Here is a 16934-nt window from a genome sequence, read left to right on the forward strand (position 1 = left end):
AGAGCCTCATAGGATTGGCAAAAAACTCAGGCGCCCGAAACTAACATTCGATCCGCTTGGGCACCTGAGAATTCTGGCTATGAGGCGGATAGACGGCGCGCCTTGCGGGCGCGCAGGTGAATCAGCCGCGGTGTCGAGACTCCACTGCCGTGCGCAGGGTGTCGATCAACGCCTGGATACGGGCGTGCTGCATTTTCATCGAAGCTTTGTTGACGATCAGCCGGGAGCTGATGGCCGCAATGAAATCCTGTGGCTCCAGGCCGTTGGCCCGCAGCGTGTTACCGGTGTCGACGACGTCGATGATCTTGTCGGCCAGGCCGATCAGCGGTGCCAGTTCCATCGAACCGTACAGCTTGATGATGTCGACCTGACGGCCCTGTTCGGCGTAGTAGCGCTTGGCAACGTTGACGAACTTGGTGGCGATACGCAGGCGGCCCTTGGGCTCGACCGCGCCAACCTTGCCGGCGGTCATCAACTTGCACTGAGCAATTTGCAGGTCCAGTGGCTCGTACAAGCCCTGGCCGCCGTATTCCATCAGCACGTCTTTACCGGCGACACCAAGGTCAGCGGCACCATGCTCGACATAGGTCGGCACGTCGGTGGCACGCACGATCAACAGGCGTACATCTTCCTGGGTCGTGGGGATGATCAGCTTGCGGCTCTTGTCCGGATTCTCGGTCGGCACGATGCCCGCTTCAGCCAGAAGCGGCAGGGTGTCGTCAAGGATGCGGCCCTTGGACAGTGCGATGGTCAACATGGGAAACGTCAGTCCTTATCAAGGTACTCATGTCCGGTCGCAAACGGCGCCGGACACACATCGAGCCGGAAACCGGCTCGACTTGAAACAAACCAATGGGCACGTCCCTGTGCCCCATCTGCAACTACTAGCCCGGAACGCGACGGATCTTGGCGCCCAGCATCTGCAGTTTCTCTTCGATGCACTCGTAACCACGGTCGATGTGGTAGATGCGGTCGATCAGGGTGTCGCCTTCGGCGATCAGCGCCGAGATCACCAGGCTGGCCGAAGCACGCAGGTCGGTGGCCATCACTGGCGCGCCCTTGAGCTTTTCGGTACCGGTAACGATGGCGGTGTTGCCTTCGACCTGGATCTTGGCGCCCATGCGGTGCAGTTCGTAAACGTGCATGAAGCGGTTTTCGAAGATCGTCTCGATCACCGCACCAGTGCCTTCGGCAATGGCGTTGAGGGAGATGAACTGCGCTTGCATGTCAGTCGGGAACGCCGGGTACGGAGCGGTGCGCACGTTGACGGCTTTCGGCCGCTTGCCATGCATGTTCAGCTCGATCCAGTCGTTGCCGCAGGTGATTTCAGCGCCCGCTTCCCGAAGTTTTTCCAGGACGGCTTCGAGGATGGTCGGATCGGTGTCCTTGACCTTCACACGACCGCCAGTTACGGCAGCGGCGACCAGGTAGGTGCCGGTTTCGATACGGTCAGGCATCACTTTATAAGTGGTGGTGTGCAGACGCTCGACGCCATCGATGGTGATGGTGTCGGTGCCAGCGCCGGAAACCTTGGCACCCATGGCGTTCAGGAAGTTCGCCAGGTCGACCACTTCCGGCTCGCGCGCGGCGTTAGCCAGAACGCTGCGGCCTTTGGCCAGAGCAGCGGCCATCATGATGTTTTCGGTACCGGTCACGCTGACGGTGTCGAAGAAGAAGTGCGCACCGCGCAGGCCGCCTTCAGGCGCCTTGGCCTTGATGTAGCCGCCTTCGACGTCGATGACCGCACCCATGGCTTCGAGGCCGCGGATGTGCAGGTCAACCGGACGCGAACCGATGGCGCAACCGCCAGGCAGCGCCACTTCGGCTTCACCGAAACGGGCAACCATCGGGCCCAGTACCAGGATCGACGCACGCATGGTTTTAACCAGTTCGTACGGAGCGATCAGGGTCTTGATGGTACGCGGGTCGATTTCGACGGCCAGCTTCTCGTCGATCACCGGCTCGATCCCCATGCGACCGAACAGCTCGATCATGGTGGTGATGTCGTGCAGGTGCGGCAGGTTGGCCACGGTTACCGGGCCATCGCACAGCAGGGTTGCCGCCAGGATCGGCAGGGCAGAGTTCTTTGCCCCGGAGATGCGGATCTCGCCGTCAAGACGAGCACCGCCAGTAATAATCAATTTATCCATAAGAATCTCGACGCCCTTGGGCTCAGGTGCGCTCGGCCCAGGCCGCGCTGCTGAAAAATTTCATAGTGACCGCATGGATGCTGCCATCGGTGATCCATGGGTTCAAATGGGCATAGACCTGCTGCTGACGCTTCACCGGGCTCAACGCCGCCAGTTCATCGCTAATCACGTTCAGCTGGAAATTGCAGCCTTCGCCTTCAACTTCCACCTTGGTATTAGGCAGCTTTCCTTCAAGGAAGCTTTTAACTTCTACGGCCTGCATGCTCAACCTCAATCGGCGCCCTGTGTGCGCGGGTCGGACATCATACAAAAAAGCCCCGCGCCTGCGAACCCCGCGAAGCAGGACTCTGACGGGGGGCTTCTTTATCGATGTGGATTAGGGATGCGCCAACAGCTCGGTCAGCTCACTGACCTGAGCGATTTCGCGCATGTCTTCTGGCATGGCACGGATGCTCAGCGCCTTGCCGGCCGCCTGCGCATCGCGCATGAAGCACAGCAGCAGGGACAACCCGACGCTGCTGGACTTCGTCACTGCCGAACAATCGACCACCAATGCCGCTGCCTTGCTGGCCTTGATCAAGGCCTTACCCTGCTCACGCAAGCCAGGGCCGGTGCGGTAATCCAGCACGCCGCAGAGCCGCAGCTCGCCGGCTTCGTCCATCTGGATGGCCGACTCACTCATTGCGCTGACTTCTCGTCGGCGTTTTCGGTCGAGGCCTTGGCCTTGGCAACTTCCCCGGCCCAACCGTTGATGGTCTTGTCCAGGTCGTTGCCATTGCGCTGCATCGCGTCGGCGAACTGATCACGGAACAGCTTGCCAATGTTGATGCCGTTGATGATGACGTTGCGCAGCTTCCACTCGCCGCCGACCTTTTCCAGAGTGTAGGACACAGGATAGATCGCACCGTTGCTGCCTTTGACCGTCATGCCGACACTGGTGCGGTCGCCCGACTCGTCTTTGGCAGGATCAACGGTGATGCCCTGATTGTTGTACTCCAGCAAGGCATTGCCATAGAACTGGAACAGGCCCTTTTTGAAGTTTTCTTCAAAGGTCTTCATTTGCGCAGGGGTGGCTTTGCGCGAGTACTTGACCGTCATGATGCTCTTGGAAATGCCCTCGGCATCCACGACAGGCCCGACAATGCTGTTCAGCGCCGCATAAAAGTCCTGCGGATCCTGCTTGTACTTTTCTTTGTTGGCGGCCAGGTCGGCCAGCAAACGGTTGGTCGTGTCCTGTACCAGTTCGTGCGCGGAAGGCGCCGCCACGGCGTTAGCCACCAACGGCAGGGCCGCGAGCAATACCAACAGGCCACGTCGCAAGGTAGAGATCATTTAAAAATCCTCATTTGGCGTCTTTGCTAACCGTATTAAGCAGGAATTTACCGATCAGGTCCTCTAGCACCAGCGACGACTGGGTGTCGTGGATGGTCCCGCCATCCTTGAGCAGGGCTTCTTCCCCGCCCACGCTGATACCGATGTACTTCTCGCCCAACAGGCCAGCGGTCAGGATAGATGCAGTGGAGTCGGCCGGCAGGTTATCTACACGCTTTTCCAGCTGCATGGTCACTCGACCGGTGAAACTGTCGCGGTCCAGATCGATCGCCGTCACCTTGCCGATGGTGACACCGGCCATGGTCACCTTGGCTCTGACCGTCAAACCGGCGATATTGTCGAAGTACGCATAAAGTTTATAGGTTTCGGTATTCGGGCTCGGGGACAGGCCACTGACCCGCAGCGCCAGCAGCAGCAAAGCCAGGATGCCAGCCAGCAAGAAAAGGCCGACACCGATTTCCAGGGTGCGGTTTTGCATCAGAAATCTCCAAACATCAAGGCGGTCAGAATAAAGTCCAGGCCGAGTACTGCCAAAGAGGCATACACCACGGTCTTGGTAGTGGCACGACTGATCCCCTCGGAAGTGGGCTCGCAGTCATAGCCTTGGAATACGGCAATCCAGGTGACGACAAAGGCGAAGACGATGCTTTTGATGATGCCGTTGAGCACATCGTCGGCGAAGGTCACGCTGTTCTGCATGTTCGACCAGTAGGACCCTTCATACACGCCCAGCCAGTCGACGGCCACCCACGAACCACCCCAGATCCCCACCACGCTGAAAATCATCGCCAGCACCGGCAGGGAAATGAAGCCGGCCCACAGGCGCGGGGCGATGATGTACTTGAGCGGGTCGACCCCGATCATCTCCAGGCTGGACAACTGTTCGGTGGATTTCATGTTGCCGATTTCCGCCGTCAGCGCCGAACCGGCACGCCCGGCGAACAGCAACGCGGTCACCACCGGCCCCAGCTCTCGCAGCAGCGTCAGCGCAACCATCTGCCCGACCGCCTGCTCGGAACCGTAGCTGGACAGGATGTTGAACCCCTGCAGCGCCAGCACCATGCCGATGAATACCCCGGAAACCACAATGATCACCAGGGACATCACGCCAACCGAATGCAACTGCTTGACCAACAGGCCAAAGCCGCCGCCAATGCCACCGCGACCCAGCAACGCGTGAAACAGGAACAGCGCCGAACGCCCGAACACCGCCAGCACATCGATGCCGGCGTGGCCGAAGCGGCGCACTCTTTCTATTAGTGAAGTCTTGCGCATCAGCGCTTCCCCAGGAGATCTGCGCGGTAATCCGTCGCTGGAAAGTGATAGGCGACCGGACCGTCGGGCTCGCCTGTCATGAATTGACGGATACGCGGTTCGTCCGAGTTCATCAGCTCTTGCGGCGTGCCCTGCCCCAGCACCTGCCCGTCGCCGACCACATAGATGTAGTCGGCAATGCTCGCGGTCTCGGCCAGGTCGTGGGAAACCACGATGCTGGTAATGCCAAGCGCATCGTTGAGCAAGCGGATCAGGCGCACCAATACGCCCATGGCGATGGGGTCCTGGCCGACAAAGGGCTCGTCATACATGAGAATCTGCGGGTCGAGCGCAATCGCCCGCGCCAGCGCGACACGACGCTTCATGCCGCCGGACAGTTCGTCAGGCATCAGGTCGATGGCGCCACGCAAGCCCACGGCCTGCAATTTGAGCAGGACGATATCCCGGATCATTTCTTCCGGCAGCTCGGTATGAACGCGCAAAGGAAAGGCGACGTTCTCGAACACATCGAGATCGGTAAACAGTGCGCCACTCTGAAACAGCACGCCCATGTGCTTGCGGGCATCGAACAGATCGCTGCGCGACAGCTGCGGCAGGTTCTGGCCATTGACCCAGACTTCGCCGCTGGATGGACGCAGCTGTGCGCCCATCAACCGCAACAGCGTGGTCTTGCCACACCCGGAAGGCCCCATGATGCCGGTGACCTTGCCGCGGGGAATACGGATATCGACGTTATTGAAAATGCTGCGCGCACCGCGCTTGAAGGTCAGTCCCTTCAGCTCGACCGCGTAGGCGTTATCGGCACTCATCTAAACTCCTTGCGATGCAGCCTCACACTCGGACGCCTGGCTTCCTGACAAAAGCACATCCCCGGGCGGGCCGAACTGGCGGCGAACTATATCACTGCAAACGCCACGGGCCCAAGGCCAATGCCGGGCCATGCGCTGCAACATGACAGGTAAAAAGCTTCATTTAGAGTGATTAGGTAACAAGGAATGACAATGCGCGACGAACTTGCGTGAGGGTTTCGATCATAACCGCTATAATCGCCGCCTTTTCATCAGGCTATACGATTTCCGACATGAGCCAATCCAGCGAGCTGATTCAATCCGCACAACGCACCATCCGCCTCGAAATGGAAGCCGTACAAGGCTTGCTTCCCCAAATCGACGCAGATTTCGTACGCGCTTGCGAGATGATTCTGGCCAGCAAAGGCCGCGTAGTCGTGGTCGGCATGGGCAAATCGGGGCACATCGGCAACAAGATCGCCGCCACCCTGGCCAGCACCGGCACCACGGCGTTTTTTGTGCACCCGGCCGAAGCCAGCCACGGCGACATGGGCATGATCACCCGCGACGACATCATCCTCGCGCTGTCGAACTCCGGCTCGACCAATGAAATCGTCACCCTGCTGCCGCTGATCAAACGCCTGGGCATTCAGTTGATCAGCATGACCGGCAACCCGAATTCGCCTCTGTCCAAGGCCGCCGAAGTCAACCTGAACGTTCACGTCGAGCACGAAGCCTGTCCGCTGAACCTGGCGCCGACCTCTTCGACCACCGCAGCGCTGGTCATGGGCGACGCCCTGGCCGTTGCCCTGCTTGAAGCCCGCGGCTTTACCGCTGAAGACTTCGCCTTTTCCCACCCTGGTGGTGCACTGGGTCGACGCCTGCTGCTGAAAGTGGAAAACGTCATGCACGCCGGGCAGGAACTGCCGCAGGTGCAACGCGGCACCCTGCTCAAGGACGCGCTGATGGAAATGACCCGCAAAGGCCTGGGCATGACCGTAATCCTTGAAGCCGACGGCAAACTCGCCGGGATCTTCACCGACGGCGATTTGCGCCGCACCCTGGATCGCAGCATCGATATCCACAGCGCCACGATTGACCAGGTCATGACCGCCCATGGCAAGACGGCCCGCGCCGAAATGCTCGCCGCCGAGGCCCTGAAAATCATGGAAGACCATAAAATCAACGCACTGGTCGTGGTCGACAGCGAAGACCGCCCGGTCGGCGCCTTGAACATGCACGACTTGCTGCGTGCGGGAGTAATGTAATGAGCGCAGACCTTCTGCAACGCGGCCAACAGATCAAACTGGCGGTATTCGACGTCGACGGCGTACTGACCGATGGTCGCTTGTACTTCCTCGAAGACGGCAGTGAATTCAAGACCTTCAACACTCTCGACGGCCAAGGCATCAAGATGCTGATGGCAGCCGGCGTGCAGACCGCGATTATCAGCGGTCGCAAAACCCCAGTCGTAGAGCGACGGGCGAAGAATCTGGGCATTCCGCACCTTTACCAGGGTCGCGAAGACAAACTGGTGGTGCTCGACGAGCTTCTGGGCCAACTCAACCTAAGCTATGAACAGGTCGCCTACCTCGGCGACGACCTGCCCGACCTGCCGGTGATTCGCCGCGTCGGCCTGGGCATGGCAGTGGCCAACGCCGCCAGCTTCGTACGTGAACACGCTCACGGCGTGACTCAGGCCCGCGGTGGCGAGGGTGCCGCCCGCGAATTCTGCGAATTGATCCTGCGCGCCCAGGGCCGTCTCGATGCGGCCAACGCCGCGTACCTGTGAGCCAAACCATGTTGAGCAAAAAGATTCGCAACATACTGGTGTTCGGTTCCATCACGGCGATTTTCGCTGCGGTCGGCTACTGGAACATCAGCCCGGAACGCTTCCTCGACAAGCCAGTGGTGAAAGTCGACGAAAGCGCGATCGACTATTACGCCATCAACGCCCACAGCGTGCAGTTCCTGCCGGATGGCAAACTGCAATACGAGATGACGTCCGATAAAGTCGAACACCTGAAAGCAACCGAAGTGACGCTGCTGACCAACCCCGACCTGAACATGTTCCGCGGTACGGAGTTCCCGTGGCACGTCCAGAGCGAAAAGGGTGAAGTCAATCCGGACGGTACACAGGTTGAACTGATCGACTCGGTACGCATCACGCGTTTCGACGAAAAAAACCGCAGAACCCTGATCACCACCACTCGCATGACCGTGTTCCCGCAACAGCAATATGCGCAGACCGAGCAACCCGTTAGAATCGACGGCGCTGGCGGTGTATCGACTGGTAACGGAATGAAAGCGTATTTGAAAGAAAGCAGGATACACCTGCTATCGAACGTAAGAGGACAGTATGAGGCTCGTTAAAACCCTCCCTATTTTGCTCAGTCTGGGCGCAGCACTGGGAAGCGTGAGCGCCTGGGCTCTGCCGGACGATCAACAACAGCCTATCCGCATTCAGGCCGACGACGCCCAACTGGACGACAAGAACGGCATTGCCACCTACACCGGTGACGTGATCATCACTCAGGGCTCGATGAAGGTTACCGGCAACAAGGTGACCATGACCCGCACCCCGAACGGCGATATCGACGTGGTGACCTCGGTGGGCAACCTGGCTTACTTCGAGCAGTTGCAAACGGCAGGCGACACCAAGCCGGTCCAAGGCTACGGCGTCACCATCCAGTATCACGCCTCGCAAAATCGCGTCGTGCTGATCGATCGCGCCAAAGTGATCGACAAGGACAACAACGTCACCCAGGGCGAGAAAATCGTCTACGACACCGAGAAAAAGCTCGCCAGCGCCGGTCGCGCTACCGGCAGCAAGGTGACCGAGTCGCGTCCGCGCATCGACATGGTGATCCAGCCGAAAAAGAAAACCGACGAGCAAAAGGCCCAGTAATGGCAACTCTGAAAGCTCAGCATCTGGCCAAGAGCTACAAGAGCCGTCAGGTCGTGCGTGACGTCAGCCTGTCCATCGACAGCGGTCAGATCGTCGGCCTGCTTGGCCCCAACGGCGCCGGCAAGACTACTTGTTTCTACATGATCGTCGGCCTGGTACAGGCCGATCAGGGCCGCGTCCTGATCGACGACCTGGACGTCAGCCACCAGCCGATGCATGGCCGCGCAAAGGCCGGGATCGGCTATCTGCCGCAAGAAGCGTCGATCTTCCGCAAGCTTTCAGTAGCGGACAACATCATGGCAATCCTCGAGACCCGCAAGGAACTCGACAAGGCCGGTCGTCGCCAGGAGCTGGAAAGCCTGCTGCAGGAATTCCACATCAGCCACATTCGCGACAACCTTGGCATGAGCCTGTCCGGTGGTGAACGCCGCCGCGTGGAAATCGCCCGGGCGCTGGCCACCAACCCGAAATTCATCCTCCTCGATGAACCTTTCGCCGGCGTGGACCCGATTTCGGTAGGCGACATCAAGCAGATCATCTACCACCTCAAGGCCAAGGGCATTGGCGTGCTGATCACCGACCACAACGTCCGTGAAACCCTGGATATCTGCGAAACCGCCTACATCGTCAACGATGGTCAACTGATCGCCGAAGGCGACTCAGAAACCATCCTGGCCAACGACCTGGTTAAAGAAGTGTACTTGGGCCATGAGTTCCGCCTGTAAGCGCTGAGGTGTCTGGCAGGTCGCGAAAGCGCTTGTTGCGATAAAAAATCAACATTTTTTTATTGTTACAGCGCTCTAGGCAAACGCTGCAGTTTCGGGCATATAATTTGCTTATGTTTGGCGCTCCGGCGCCCTGTAGTGGATGGCGCATGTGCGCCGGCGAATAAGGTGTTAAGCCCCTGCCATGAAACCATCGCTAGTCTTGAGAATGGGCCAGCAGCTGACGATGACACCGCAGCTGCAACAGGCCATCCGCCTGCTCCAATTGTCGACCCTGGACCTGCAACAGGAAATCCAGGAGGCCCTGGAGTCCAATCCGATGCTCGAACGCCAGGAAGAAGGCGACGACTTCGACAACACCGACCCCTTGGCCGACAACGCCGAACAGAAGCCCAACAGCGACATTCAGGAACCCTCCTACCAGGAAAGCGCCCCGACGGTGGATAACCTCGAGGAAGGCGACTGGAACGAGCGCATACCCAATGAGCTGCCCGTCGATACTGCCTGGGAAGACGTCTACCAGACCAGCGCCAGCAGCCTGCCGAGCAACGATGACGACGAGTGGGATTTCACCACCCGTACATCCGCCGGGGAGAGCCTACAAAGCCACCTGCTCTGGCAACTGAACCTGGCGCCGATGTCCGACACCGATCGCCTGATCGCCGTGACGCTGATCGATTGCATCAACAATCAGGGCTACCTGGACGAGACGCTCGAGGAAATCCTCGAAGCCTTCGATCCGGAACTGGACATCGAGCTCGACGAAATCGAGGCCGTCCTGCACCGCATCCAGCAATTCGAACCGGCCGGCATCGGCGCTCGCAACCTGGGCGAATGCCTGTTGCTGCAATTGCGCCAGTTGCCCGCCAAGACCCCTTGGCTGGCTGAAGCCAAGCGCCTGGTCACCGATTACATCGACTTGCTCGGCAGTCGCGACTACAGCCAGCTGATGCGCCGCATGAAGCTTAAGGAAGATGAACTGCGCCAGGTCATCGAACTGGTCCAGAGCCTCAACCCGCGCCCTGGATCGCAAATCGAGTCCACCGAAGCCGAGTACGTCGTTCCCGACGTGATCGTGCGCAAGGACAACGAACGCTGGCTGGTGGAGCTCAACCAGGAATCGGTGCCACGTTTACGGGTCAACGCTCAGTACGCCGGGTTCGTCCGTCGTGCCGATACCAGCGCCGATAACACCTTCATGCGCAATCAGCTGCAAGAAGCCCGCTGGTTCATCAAGAGCCTGCAAAGCCGCAACGAAACCCTGATGAAAGTGGCCACCCAGATCGTCGAGCATCAGCGCGGCTTCCTGGAGTACGGCGACGAAGCGATGAAACCGTTGGTCCTGCATGACATCGCCGAAGCGGTCGGCATGCACGAGTCGACTATCTCGCGGGTGACTACGCAGAAATTCATGCATACCCCGCGGGGCATATATGAACTGAAATACTTTTTTTCCAGCCACGTCAGCACCTCCGAAGGCGGCGAATGCTCGTCCACGGCGATCCGCGCGATCATCAAAAAACTGGTTGCCGCGGAAAATCAGAAAAAGCCGTTGAGTGACAGCAAGATCGCTGGTTTACTGGAGGCACAAGGCATTCAGGTGGCTCGCCGCACCGTCGCCAAGTACCGCGAATCCCTCGGGATCGCGCCTTCGAGCGAACGCAAGCGGTTGATGTAGAGCCACGCCACAGCGTTCCAGTGGCAGATCATCTGATCTGCCGCTTTATGCACTGGCAACGAAGGAGAAGCTGTATGCAAGTCAACATCAGTGGACACCAACTGGAAGTGACCGAACCTCTTCGCACCTACATCGGCGAAAAACTCGAACGATTAGAGAGGCATTTCGACAAGATCACCAACGTGCAGGTCACGATGACGGTCGAAAAGCTGAAGCAGAAAATCGAAGCCACGCTGCATATTCCCGGGAATGAAGTGGTCGCCAACGCGGAGCATACCGACATGTACGCGGCGATCGACGCACTCACCGACAAGCTTGATAAACAACTCAAAAAGCATAAGGAAAAGACCCAGAGCCTCCTCCAGGGCGCTACCGGTCGTTAACACTCCCAACCCATGATCCGACTTGAAAGCATCCTGACCCCCGGCCGTTCCCTGGTGAACGTGCCGGGCGGCAGTAAAAAGAAAGCCCTCGAGCAAATTGCCAACCTCATCCATCGCGAAGTGCCGGATCTGGAGATGCAAGATGTCTTCGAGGCTTTGATTGCCCGTGAAAAACTCGGATCCACCGGTTTTGGTAACGGCATCGCCATTCCTCACTGCCGCCTCAAGGGCTGTGATTCACCCATCAGTGCCTTGATGCACCTGGACGCCCCAATCGATTTCGACGCCATCGACGGCGCGCCGGTTGACCTGCTGTTCGTTCTGCTGGTCCCCCAAGCCGCTACCGATGCGCACCTGGAGCTGTTGCGCCAGATCGCCAGCATGCTCGACCGCAAGGAAGTGCGCGAAAAACTGCGCAGCGCTCCGAGCAATGAAGCCTTGTATCAGGTTGTCCTGGACGAGCAAAACGGGCACTAATCATGCGCTTGATCATCGTCAGTGGCCGTTCCGGCTCGGGTAAAAGTACCGCCCTCGATGTACTCGAGGACAATGGCTACTACTGCATCGACAACCTGCCTGCCGGGTTGCTGCCGGAATTGGCCGAGCGCGCACTGATTCACACCGAGTTGTCTCAGCCACTGGTTGCCGTGTCCATCGACGCGCGTAACTTGCCGAGCCATCTGACTCGTTTTCCTGACCTGCTGGAAGAAGTCCGCAGCCGGCACATCCAGTGCGATGTCTTGTACCTGGATGCCGACGACGAAACGCTACTCAAGCGATTCTCGGAAACCCGTCGACGTCACCCATTGAGCAACGCCAACCGATCGCTCGCCGAAGCAATCAGCGTCGAGAGCACTCTGCTCGGACCGATTGCGGACCTCGCCGATCTCAAGATAAACACCACCAACCTGAACCTGTATCAGCTGCGCGATACCATCAAGCTGCGCCTGCTGAATCAGCCGGAGCCGGGAACTGCGTTCCTGGTGGAGTCTTTCGGGTTCAAGCGTGGCATGCCAGTGGATGCCGATCTGGTGTTCGACGTGCGCTGCCTGCCGAACCCATATTGGAAGCCGGAGCTTCGTGAACAGTCCGGACTCGATCAACCGGTTGCCGAGTACCTGGCGGCACAACCGGATGTCGAAGAGATGTATCAGGACATATCCACCTATCTGCTCAAATGGTTGCCCCGCTTTGCCGCCAGCAACCGCGCCTATGTCACCATTGCCATTGGCTGCACTGGCGGCCATCACCGCTCCGTTTACCTGACTGAACGCTTGGCCAAGACCCTGCAACAATCCCTGAAGAACGTCCAGGTCCGCCACCGCGACCTCAGCTAAAGGATTCACACCGCGATGCCTGCTCTGGAAATCGAAATCATCAACAAGCTGGGCCTGCACGCCCGCGCGTCCGCAAAATTCGTTGGAGTTGCCGGGCAGTTCAAGGATTGCACGATCAGGGTAGGACGCACGCCAGAGACCACAGTCGACGGTAAAAGCATCATGGCGATGATGATGCTGGCGGCCGGCAAGGGCACAAAGATTTATCTAAGCACGGAAGGCGAGCAGGAGCAGGAAGCGCTGGATGCACTGGTGGCATTGATCAACAACTACTTCGACGAAGGCGAGTAACACCCGCTTTTTTGTGGCGAGGGAGCTTGCTCCCGCTGGGCGGCGAAGCAGCCCCAAAACCTGTCGTCACAATGAATCTGACACTCCGCGCCGGCTGATATTACGGCTGCTGCGCAGTCGAGCGGGAGCAAGCTCCCTCGCCACAAGTGTTCCTTCTGCTTTTTGCGCCCAGTTCAAGCCAACGCCGTATCCATCACCATCATCAAACAAAACCCGATCAACAACCCAAGACTGGCCAACTTGTCGTGACCGTGTCGGCGCGACTCTGGAATGACTTCATGGGTTACCACCAGAAGCATTGCTCCCGCCGCCAGCGCCAATCCCAAAGGCAATAACAGTTCGGCCAGGCTCACCAGCCAGGCGCACAACAGTGCGAACACCGGCTCGACCAATCCTGACGCCGCACCGATCAGGAATGCCTTGAAGCGCGACATCCCTGCTCCCGCCAGCACCAACGCAATCACCAGCCCTTCCGGCACATCCTGCAGGGCGATGCCCATCGCCAAACTGTCTGCATCAGGCATTCCACCCCCAGCCGAAACACCGACCGCCATGCCTTCGGGAATGTTGTGGGCAATGATGGCGAATACGAACAGCCAGATCCTCGGCGGAATCACCGGATGTTCAACAGTGCCTACGAGCATTTCCGGCGAAGCCCCGGAGACCTTGCGATCAACCAGAAACAGGCCGAACGCGCCAAGCATGATGCCAAAACAGATAAGGCTGCTGGCTGCCCATGGGGTCATGCCAAGATTTTCTGCCGCCGCAATGCCCGGCACGATCAACGAAAACGCGGTCGCCGCCAGCATCACTCCGGCACCAAACCCCAACAGCGTATCGCTGAGTGCCTGGGGCATGCGCCGGATCACCAGCACCGGCACCGCCCCGAGCGCGGTGCCGAGGGCGCAGATCGCACCGCCCTGCAACGCTCGAGACAGCTTCGGCTCCAGATCCAGCCATTCCAGCCCATGCGCAACCAGCAAGCTCATGCCCGCCAGCAGTAACAGCGACCCAAATGCGTAACGAAACATTCGTCCATTTCCGATCGCCAGTGTTTCAGTGCCCATAGTCAGCCTTGGATTGTTTTTGCAGAAGACTTAAATCAGCGCGGCCTGATAGCGCGCGGCAACTTCTGGCCAATTGATCACGTTGTAGAACGCGCTGATGTATTCCGGGCGACGGTTCTGATATTGAAGGTAGTAGGCGTGCTCCCAGACATCCAGGCCGAGGATCGGCGTGTTGCCGTTCATCAACGGGCTGTCCTGGTTGCCGCAGCTCTCCACGATCAAGGTCTTTTGTGACGTGACGCTCAGCCAGGCCCAGCCGCTGCCGAAGCGCGTCAGCGCAGCTTTGGTGAATGCCTCTTTGAAGCTGTCGAGTCCGCCCAGTTGCTCATCGATGGCCGCAGCCAGTGCGCCTTCCGGTTTACCGCCACCACCTGGCGTCATGACTTCCCAGAACAACGAATGGTTGGCGTGCCCACCGCCCTGATTGATCACGGCAGCGCGCAGTTTCTCCGGAAGTTGCTGCACGGCAGCCACCAGTTTTTCCACCGGCCATTCAGCAAACTCGGTGCCTTCAACGGCGGCGTTGAGGTTGTTGATGTAGGTCTGGTGGTGTTTGGTGTAGTGAATCTCCATGGTCTGCGCATCGATATGCGGTTCCAGGGCGTCGTAGGCGTACGGCAAGGCAGGCAAGGTAAAAGCCATTTCAATGGACTCCATGATGATGAGGCGCAGCAGGGTGCGACGGTGCGGCGGCATCGATGTGCAGCAAGCGATGAGTGCGCGGGTATTCACCGTGTTCGCTGATGAAACTCAGCAATTCGACGTAGGTTTTGCTGCTCTGGCGCATCGCGGCTTCACGCAGGGCCGGTGCCAGTCGCGGATCCTGCATGGTCTGCAACAGCCGCTGATGGATAGCACACAGATACTCGGCGCTCTCCTCCGGCTGGTTCAGACGCAAATGCAGATCCGCCAGGTTGTGGTGGGAAATCACGCAGGCCGCCACCGCTTCATCGGCATCTGGCCAGCGCTCGAACAACACTTGGGCCAAGGCCAATGCCTGCAAGTAAGCCTCGCGAGCATCGACCAGTTCGCCCAGCATGAAACAGCGATTTGCTCTTTCGATCGTGCGTTTCCAGTGCTCCATGGTGAGCCTCCAAAGCGCTAGCGGTGTTTATTACACGCCGCCTGCGGTGAGTTTTTCCGGGTTGAGCAACTCTTCCAGTTGGCTGCGTGACAGCTCGGTGTGTTCCAGCGCCACGTCGATCACCGGACGGCCTTGTTGATAGGCCTTCTTGGCGATCTCGGCGGCTTTCTGATAGCCAATGATCGGGTTGAGTGCGGTCACCAGAATCGGGTTGCGGGACAGGGCTTGCTTGATGCGGTCTTCGTTGACCTTGAAACTGGCGATGGCCTTTTCACCCAGCAGACGGCTGGAATTGGCCAGCAATTCGATGCTGCTCAGCAGGTTCTGGGCGATGATCGGCAGCATCACGTTCAATTCGAAATTGCCCGACTGACCGGCGATGGTGATCACCGTGTCGTTGCCGATCACCTGGGCGGCGACCATGGCAGTAGCTTCCGGGATCACCGGGTTGACCTTGCCAGGCATGATCGAAGAACCCGGTTGCAAGGCTTCGAGCTCGATTTCACCCAGGCCGGCCAACGGACCGGAGTTCATCCAGCGCAAGTCGTTGGCGATTTTCATCAACGATACGGCGGTGGCCTTCAGTTGCCCGGAGACGGCAACGGCGGTGTCCTGAGAGCCGATCAATGCAAACAGATCCACGCCTGGCGTGAATTGCACCTGGGTCAGCTTGCTCAATTGTTGACTGAAACGTGCGGCGAACTCCGGATGCGCATTCACGCCGGTACCCACCGCCGTACCGCCCTGGGCCAGGGATTGCAGGCTGGGTTGCAGATCCTGCAAATGGCCGATGTTGGCTTTGAGCTGTTGCGCCCACCCGTTGAGCACTTGGCTCATGCGCACCGGCATGGCATCCATCAAGTGGGTACGACCGGTTTTGACGTGGTGATGCACCTCTTCAGCCTTGCGCTCGATTACTTGCACCAACCCGTTCAGCGCCGGCAGTAGCTGCTCGTGCAACGCAAGCGCCGCACTGACGTGAATGGTGGTAGGAATAATGTCATTGCTGCTTTGACCGCAGTTGACGTGATCGTTGGGGTTAACCGGCTCGCCGAGTAGACGGCTGGCCAGGGTGGCAATCACTTCATTGGCGTTCATGTTGGAACTAGTGCCTGAACCGGTCTGGAAAATATCCACCGGGAAGTGCCGCATGAAGTCACCTTCAAGCAAGCCCTGGGCCGCATCGACAATGGCTTTGCCTTGGGCTTCGCTGACCTGCTTGAGTTCGATGTTGGCGCGGGCAGCGGCGGCCTTGGCCAGGATCAGCGCACGGATGAATTGCACCGGCATCGGCTTGCCGCTGATTGGGAAGTTATCCACCGCACGTTGAGTCTGTGCGCCGTAGAGGGCGTCTTCCGGGACCTGAAGCTCGCCCATGCTGTCGCGCTCAATACGTGTCTTGGTCATCTGAAAATCCTTGCACCAGTTCTATGAGAGGAATCGAGGGTTGCAACTCGCAGCTCGCCAGTTGCCAGGTGTAGCTCTGCCAGCGCTTGAGGCGGCATTTGCAAAGAGAGAGGCGTTCCAGCTCGCGCAGTGGTCGCCAGGCCTGGTCGAGGCAGTACGTGCGCCAATGCCACGGCAGCGCGACATCGGCGGCGGTGTCGAGCAACAGGCGCAAAGAAGTTTCAGCAATGGTCCAGGGAGAGGTCGCCGTGCAACAGGCCAGATACCGGCCTTCGGCCAGGTAATGATCGATAAGGCGCGGTTCGTCGGGATTCATCGCGCAACGGATCTGGCGACTCATCCAGCGCCAGCTTTCGAGGTAAGGCTGCTCGTGCAAGGCAGAACTCATGATCCGCGGCTCATTCGGTAATGAGATTTATTATTAGATGATAATGAGAACCAAAACAAGAGCAGTGCAGCGAGCAAAATCTTTTGTAGGAGCCGGCTTGCTGGCGATGGCGGCTCTGAAA

23 protein-coding genes are annotated in these 16934 nt (G+C 58.8%); 10 read left to right on the forward strand and 13 right to left on the reverse strand.

The window, feature by feature from the left end; all coding sequences use genetic code 11:
- Window positions 1-121 precede the first annotated feature (121 nt).
- From hisG to KGB21_RS12605, 8 genes are all read right to left on the reverse strand, one after another.
- A complete protein-coding gene (hisG, locus tag KGB21_RS12570) occupies window positions 122-757 on the reverse strand; it encodes an ATP phosphoribosyltransferase (RefSeq protein WP_034147087.1) in 636 nt (211 codons plus the stop codon).
- Window positions 758-884: 127 nt separating this feature from the next.
- Entirely contained in the window at window positions 885-2150 is a 1266-nt protein-coding gene (murA, locus tag KGB21_RS12575) for a UDP-N-acetylglucosamine 1-carboxyvinyltransferase (protein ID WP_034147088.1), read from the reverse strand.
- A 22-nt stretch (window positions 2151-2172) separates the two neighbouring features.
- Window positions 2173-2412 carry a BolA family protein gene (locus KGB21_RS12580; protein ID WP_007901566.1) on the reverse strand — a complete coding sequence of 80 codons (240 nt, stop codon included), beginning with the start codon at window positions 2410-2412 and terminating at the stop codon, window positions 2173-2175.
- 114 nt (window positions 2413-2526) lie between these two features.
- Window positions 2527-2832, reverse strand: coding sequence for a lipid asymmetry maintenance protein MlaB (locus KGB21_RS12585; protein ID WP_223505275.1), 306 nt, complete (start codon window positions 2830-2832; stop codon window positions 2527-2529).
- Entirely contained in the window at window positions 2829-3482 is a 654-nt protein-coding gene (locus tag KGB21_RS12590) for a phospholipid-binding protein MlaC (protein ID WP_034147090.1), read from the reverse strand. The genes KGB21_RS12585 and KGB21_RS12590 overlap by 4 nt, the downstream gene beginning before the upstream one ends.
- Before the next feature lie 10 nt (window positions 3483-3492).
- Window positions 3493-3960 carry an outer membrane lipid asymmetry maintenance protein MlaD gene (gene mlaD / locus KGB21_RS12595; RefSeq protein ID WP_034147091.1) on the reverse strand — a complete coding sequence of 156 codons (468 nt, stop codon included), beginning with the start codon at window positions 3958-3960 and terminating at the stop codon, window positions 3493-3495.
- Entirely contained in the window at window positions 3960-4757 is a 798-nt protein-coding gene (gene mlaE / locus KGB21_RS12600) for a lipid asymmetry maintenance ABC transporter permease subunit MlaE (RefSeq protein WP_034147092.1), read from the reverse strand. The genes mlaD and mlaE overlap by 1 nt, the downstream gene beginning before the upstream one ends.
- Entirely contained in the window at window positions 4757-5566 is an 810-nt protein-coding gene (locus KGB21_RS12605; RefSeq protein ID WP_034147093.1) for an ATP-binding cassette domain-containing protein, read from the reverse strand. Before KGB21_RS12605 ends, mlaE begins: the two co-directional genes overlap by 1 nt.
- A 272-nt stretch (window positions 5567-5838) precedes the next feature.
- Here KGB21_RS12605 and KGB21_RS12610 point away from each other — a divergent pair, with 272 nt between their 5' ends.
- From KGB21_RS12610 to KGB21_RS12655, 10 genes are all read left to right on the forward strand, one after another.
- Window positions 5839-6813 (forward strand): KpsF/GutQ family sugar-phosphate isomerase, encoded by a 975-nt coding sequence (locus KGB21_RS12610; protein ID WP_034147094.1) that lies wholly within the window; start codon window positions 5839-5841, stop codon window positions 6811-6813.
- Window positions 6813-7337 carry a KdsC family phosphatase gene (locus tag KGB21_RS12615; RefSeq protein WP_034147095.1) on the forward strand — a complete coding sequence of 175 codons (525 nt, stop codon included), beginning with the start codon at window positions 6813-6815 and terminating at the stop codon, window positions 7335-7337. Before KGB21_RS12610 ends, KGB21_RS12615 begins: the two co-directional genes overlap by 1 nt.
- A gap of 8 nt (window positions 7338-7345) precedes the next feature.
- Window positions 7346-7918, forward strand: coding sequence for an LPS export ABC transporter periplasmic protein LptC (gene lptC / locus KGB21_RS12620; RefSeq protein ID WP_034147096.1), 573 nt, complete (start codon window positions 7346-7348; stop codon window positions 7916-7918).
- Window positions 7905-8453, forward strand: coding sequence for a lipopolysaccharide transport periplasmic protein LptA (gene lptA, locus KGB21_RS12625; protein ID WP_034147097.1), 549 nt, complete (start codon window positions 7905-7907; stop codon window positions 8451-8453). The genes lptC and lptA overlap by 14 nt, the downstream gene beginning before the upstream one ends.
- Entirely contained in the window at window positions 8453-9178 is a 726-nt protein-coding gene (gene lptB, locus KGB21_RS12630; RefSeq protein ID WP_034147098.1) for an LPS export ABC transporter ATP-binding protein, read from the forward strand. Before lptA ends, lptB begins: the two co-directional genes overlap by 1 nt.
- A 184-nt stretch (window positions 9179-9362) precedes the next feature.
- The gene (locus KGB21_RS12635; protein ID WP_034147099.1) at window positions 9363-10856 is read left to right on the forward strand and encodes an RNA polymerase factor sigma-54; all 1494 of its coding nucleotides are present in this window, start codon (window positions 9363-9365) and stop codon (window positions 10854-10856) included.
- Between the two features lie 74 nt (window positions 10857-10930).
- Window positions 10931-11239: a ribosome hibernation-promoting factor, HPF/YfiA family gene (gene hpf, locus KGB21_RS12640; RefSeq protein WP_007941242.1), complete on the forward strand. Its 309-nt coding sequence runs from the start codon at window positions 10931-10933 to the stop codon at window positions 11237-11239.
- A gap of 12 nt (window positions 11240-11251) precedes the next feature.
- A complete protein-coding gene (gene ptsN / locus KGB21_RS12645; protein WP_034147100.1) occupies window positions 11252-11716 on the forward strand; it encodes a PTS IIA-like nitrogen regulatory protein PtsN in 465 nt (154 codons plus the stop codon).
- Between the two features lie 2 nt (window positions 11717-11718).
- Window positions 11719-12576 carry an RNase adapter RapZ gene (gene rapZ / locus KGB21_RS12650; protein ID WP_034147101.1) on the forward strand — a complete coding sequence of 286 codons (858 nt, stop codon included), beginning with the start codon at window positions 11719-11721 and terminating at the stop codon, window positions 12574-12576.
- 15 nt (window positions 12577-12591) lie between these two features.
- Window positions 12592-12867, forward strand: coding sequence for an HPr family phosphocarrier protein (locus KGB21_RS12655; RefSeq protein ID WP_034147102.1), 276 nt, complete (start codon window positions 12592-12594; stop codon window positions 12865-12867).
- Between the two features lie 173 nt (window positions 12868-13040).
- Here the strand turns inward: KGB21_RS12655 and KGB21_RS12660 are convergent, their stop codons facing one another.
- The 5 genes from KGB21_RS12660 to KGB21_RS12680 are packed head-to-tail and all read right to left on the reverse strand — an operon-like array spanning window position 13041 to window position 16813.
- Window positions 13041-13934, reverse strand: a complete 894-nt coding sequence (locus KGB21_RS12660; RefSeq protein WP_034147103.1) for a ZIP family metal transporter — start codon at window positions 13932-13934, stop codon at window positions 13041-13043.
- A gap of 30 nt (window positions 13935-13964) precedes the next feature.
- Window positions 13965-14576 (reverse strand): superoxide dismutase, encoded by a 612-nt coding sequence (locus KGB21_RS12665; protein WP_223505276.1) that lies wholly within the window; start codon window positions 14574-14576, stop codon window positions 13965-13967.
- 1 nt (window position 14577) lies between these two features.
- Window positions 14578-15018, reverse strand: a complete 441-nt coding sequence (locus KGB21_RS12670; protein ID WP_034147105.1) for a hypothetical protein — start codon at window positions 15016-15018, stop codon at window positions 14578-14580.
- Between the two features lie 30 nt (window positions 15019-15048).
- Window positions 15049-16425 carry a class II fumarate hydratase gene (locus KGB21_RS12675; RefSeq protein ID WP_223505277.1) on the reverse strand — a complete coding sequence of 459 codons (1377 nt, stop codon included), beginning with the start codon at window positions 16423-16425 and terminating at the stop codon, window positions 15049-15051.
- Window positions 16406-16813, reverse strand: coding sequence for a hypothetical protein (locus KGB21_RS12680; protein WP_034147107.1), 408 nt, complete (start codon window positions 16811-16813; stop codon window positions 16406-16408). Before KGB21_RS12680 ends, KGB21_RS12675 begins: the two co-directional genes overlap by 20 nt.
- Window positions 16814-16934: the final 121 nt, after the last annotated feature.

The organism is Pseudomonas sp. GL-RE-29 (genome assembly GCF_019947275.1).
GTDB classification, from domain to species: domain Bacteria; phylum Pseudomonadota; class Gammaproteobacteria; order Pseudomonadales; family Pseudomonadaceae; genus Aquipseudomonas; species Aquipseudomonas fluorescens_A.

Bases quoted from the DNA above. Each gene is read 5' to 3' on its own strand.
- hisG (WP_034147087.1), bottom strand. From the start codon at position 757: ATGTTGACCATCGCACTGTCCAAGGGCCGCATCCTTGACGACACCCTG.
- murA (WP_034147088.1), bottom strand. From the start codon at position 2,150: ATGGATAAATTGATTATTACTGGCGGTGCTCGTCTTGACGGCGAGATC.
- KGB21_RS12580 (WP_007901566.1), bottom strand. From the start codon at position 2,412: ATGCAGGCCGTAGAAGTTAAAAGCTTCCTTGAAGGAAAGCTGCCTAAT.
- KGB21_RS12585 (WP_223505275.1), bottom strand. From the start codon at position 2,832: ATGAGTGAGTCGGCCATCCAGATGGACGAAGCCGGCGAGCTGCGGCTC.
- KGB21_RS12590 (WP_034147090.1), bottom strand. From the start codon at position 3,482: ATGATCTCTACCTTGCGACGTGGCCTGTTGGTATTGCTCGCGGCCCTG.
- mlaD (WP_034147091.1), bottom strand. From the start codon at position 3,960: ATGCAAAACCGCACCCTGGAAATCGGTGTCGGCCTTTTCTTGCTGGCT.
- mlaE (WP_034147092.1), bottom strand. From the start codon at position 4,757: ATGCGCAAGACTTCACTAATAGAAAGAGTGCGCCGCTTCGGCCACGCC.
- KGB21_RS12605 (WP_034147093.1), bottom strand. From the start codon at position 5,566: ATGAGTGCCGATAACGCCTACGCGGTCGAGCTGAAGGGACTGACCTTC.
- KGB21_RS12610 (WP_034147094.1), top strand. From the start codon at position 5,839: ATGAGCCAATCCAGCGAGCTGATTCAATCCGCACAACGCACCATCCGC.
- KGB21_RS12615 (WP_034147095.1), top strand. From the start codon at position 6,813: ATGAGCGCAGACCTTCTGCAACGCGGCCAACAGATCAAACTGGCGGTA.
- lptC (WP_034147096.1), top strand. From the start codon at position 7,346: ATGTTGAGCAAAAAGATTCGCAACATACTGGTGTTCGGTTCCATCACG.
- lptA (WP_034147097.1), top strand. From the start codon at position 7,905: ATGAGGCTCGTTAAAACCCTCCCTATTTTGCTCAGTCTGGGCGCAGCA.
- lptB (WP_034147098.1), top strand. From the start codon at position 8,453: ATGGCAACTCTGAAAGCTCAGCATCTGGCCAAGAGCTACAAGAGCCGT.
- KGB21_RS12635 (WP_034147099.1), top strand. From the start codon at position 9,363: ATGAAACCATCGCTAGTCTTGAGAATGGGCCAGCAGCTGACGATGACA.
- hpf (WP_007941242.1), top strand. From the start codon at position 10,931: ATGCAAGTCAACATCAGTGGACACCAACTGGAAGTGACCGAACCTCTT.
- ptsN (WP_034147100.1), top strand. From the start codon at position 11,252: ATGATCCGACTTGAAAGCATCCTGACCCCCGGCCGTTCCCTGGTGAAC.
- rapZ (WP_034147101.1), top strand. From the start codon at position 11,719: ATGCGCTTGATCATCGTCAGTGGCCGTTCCGGCTCGGGTAAAAGTACC.
- KGB21_RS12655 (WP_034147102.1), top strand. From the start codon at position 12,592: ATGCCTGCTCTGGAAATCGAAATCATCAACAAGCTGGGCCTGCACGCC.
- KGB21_RS12660 (WP_034147103.1), bottom strand. From the start codon at position 13,934: ATGGGCACTGAAACACTGGCGATCGGAAATGGACGAATGTTTCGTTAC.
- KGB21_RS12665 (WP_223505276.1), bottom strand. From the start codon at position 14,576: ATGGCTTTTACCTTGCCTGCCTTGCCGTACGCCTACGACGCCCTGGAA.
- KGB21_RS12670 (WP_034147105.1), bottom strand. From the start codon at position 15,018: ATGGAGCACTGGAAACGCACGATCGAAAGAGCAAATCGCTGTTTCATG.
- KGB21_RS12675 (WP_223505277.1), bottom strand. From the start codon at position 16,425: ATGACCAAGACACGTATTGAGCGCGACAGCATGGGCGAGCTTCAGGTC.
- KGB21_RS12680 (WP_034147107.1), bottom strand. From the start codon at position 16,813: ATGAGTTCTGCCTTGCACGAGCAGCCTTACCTCGAAAGCTGGCGCTGG.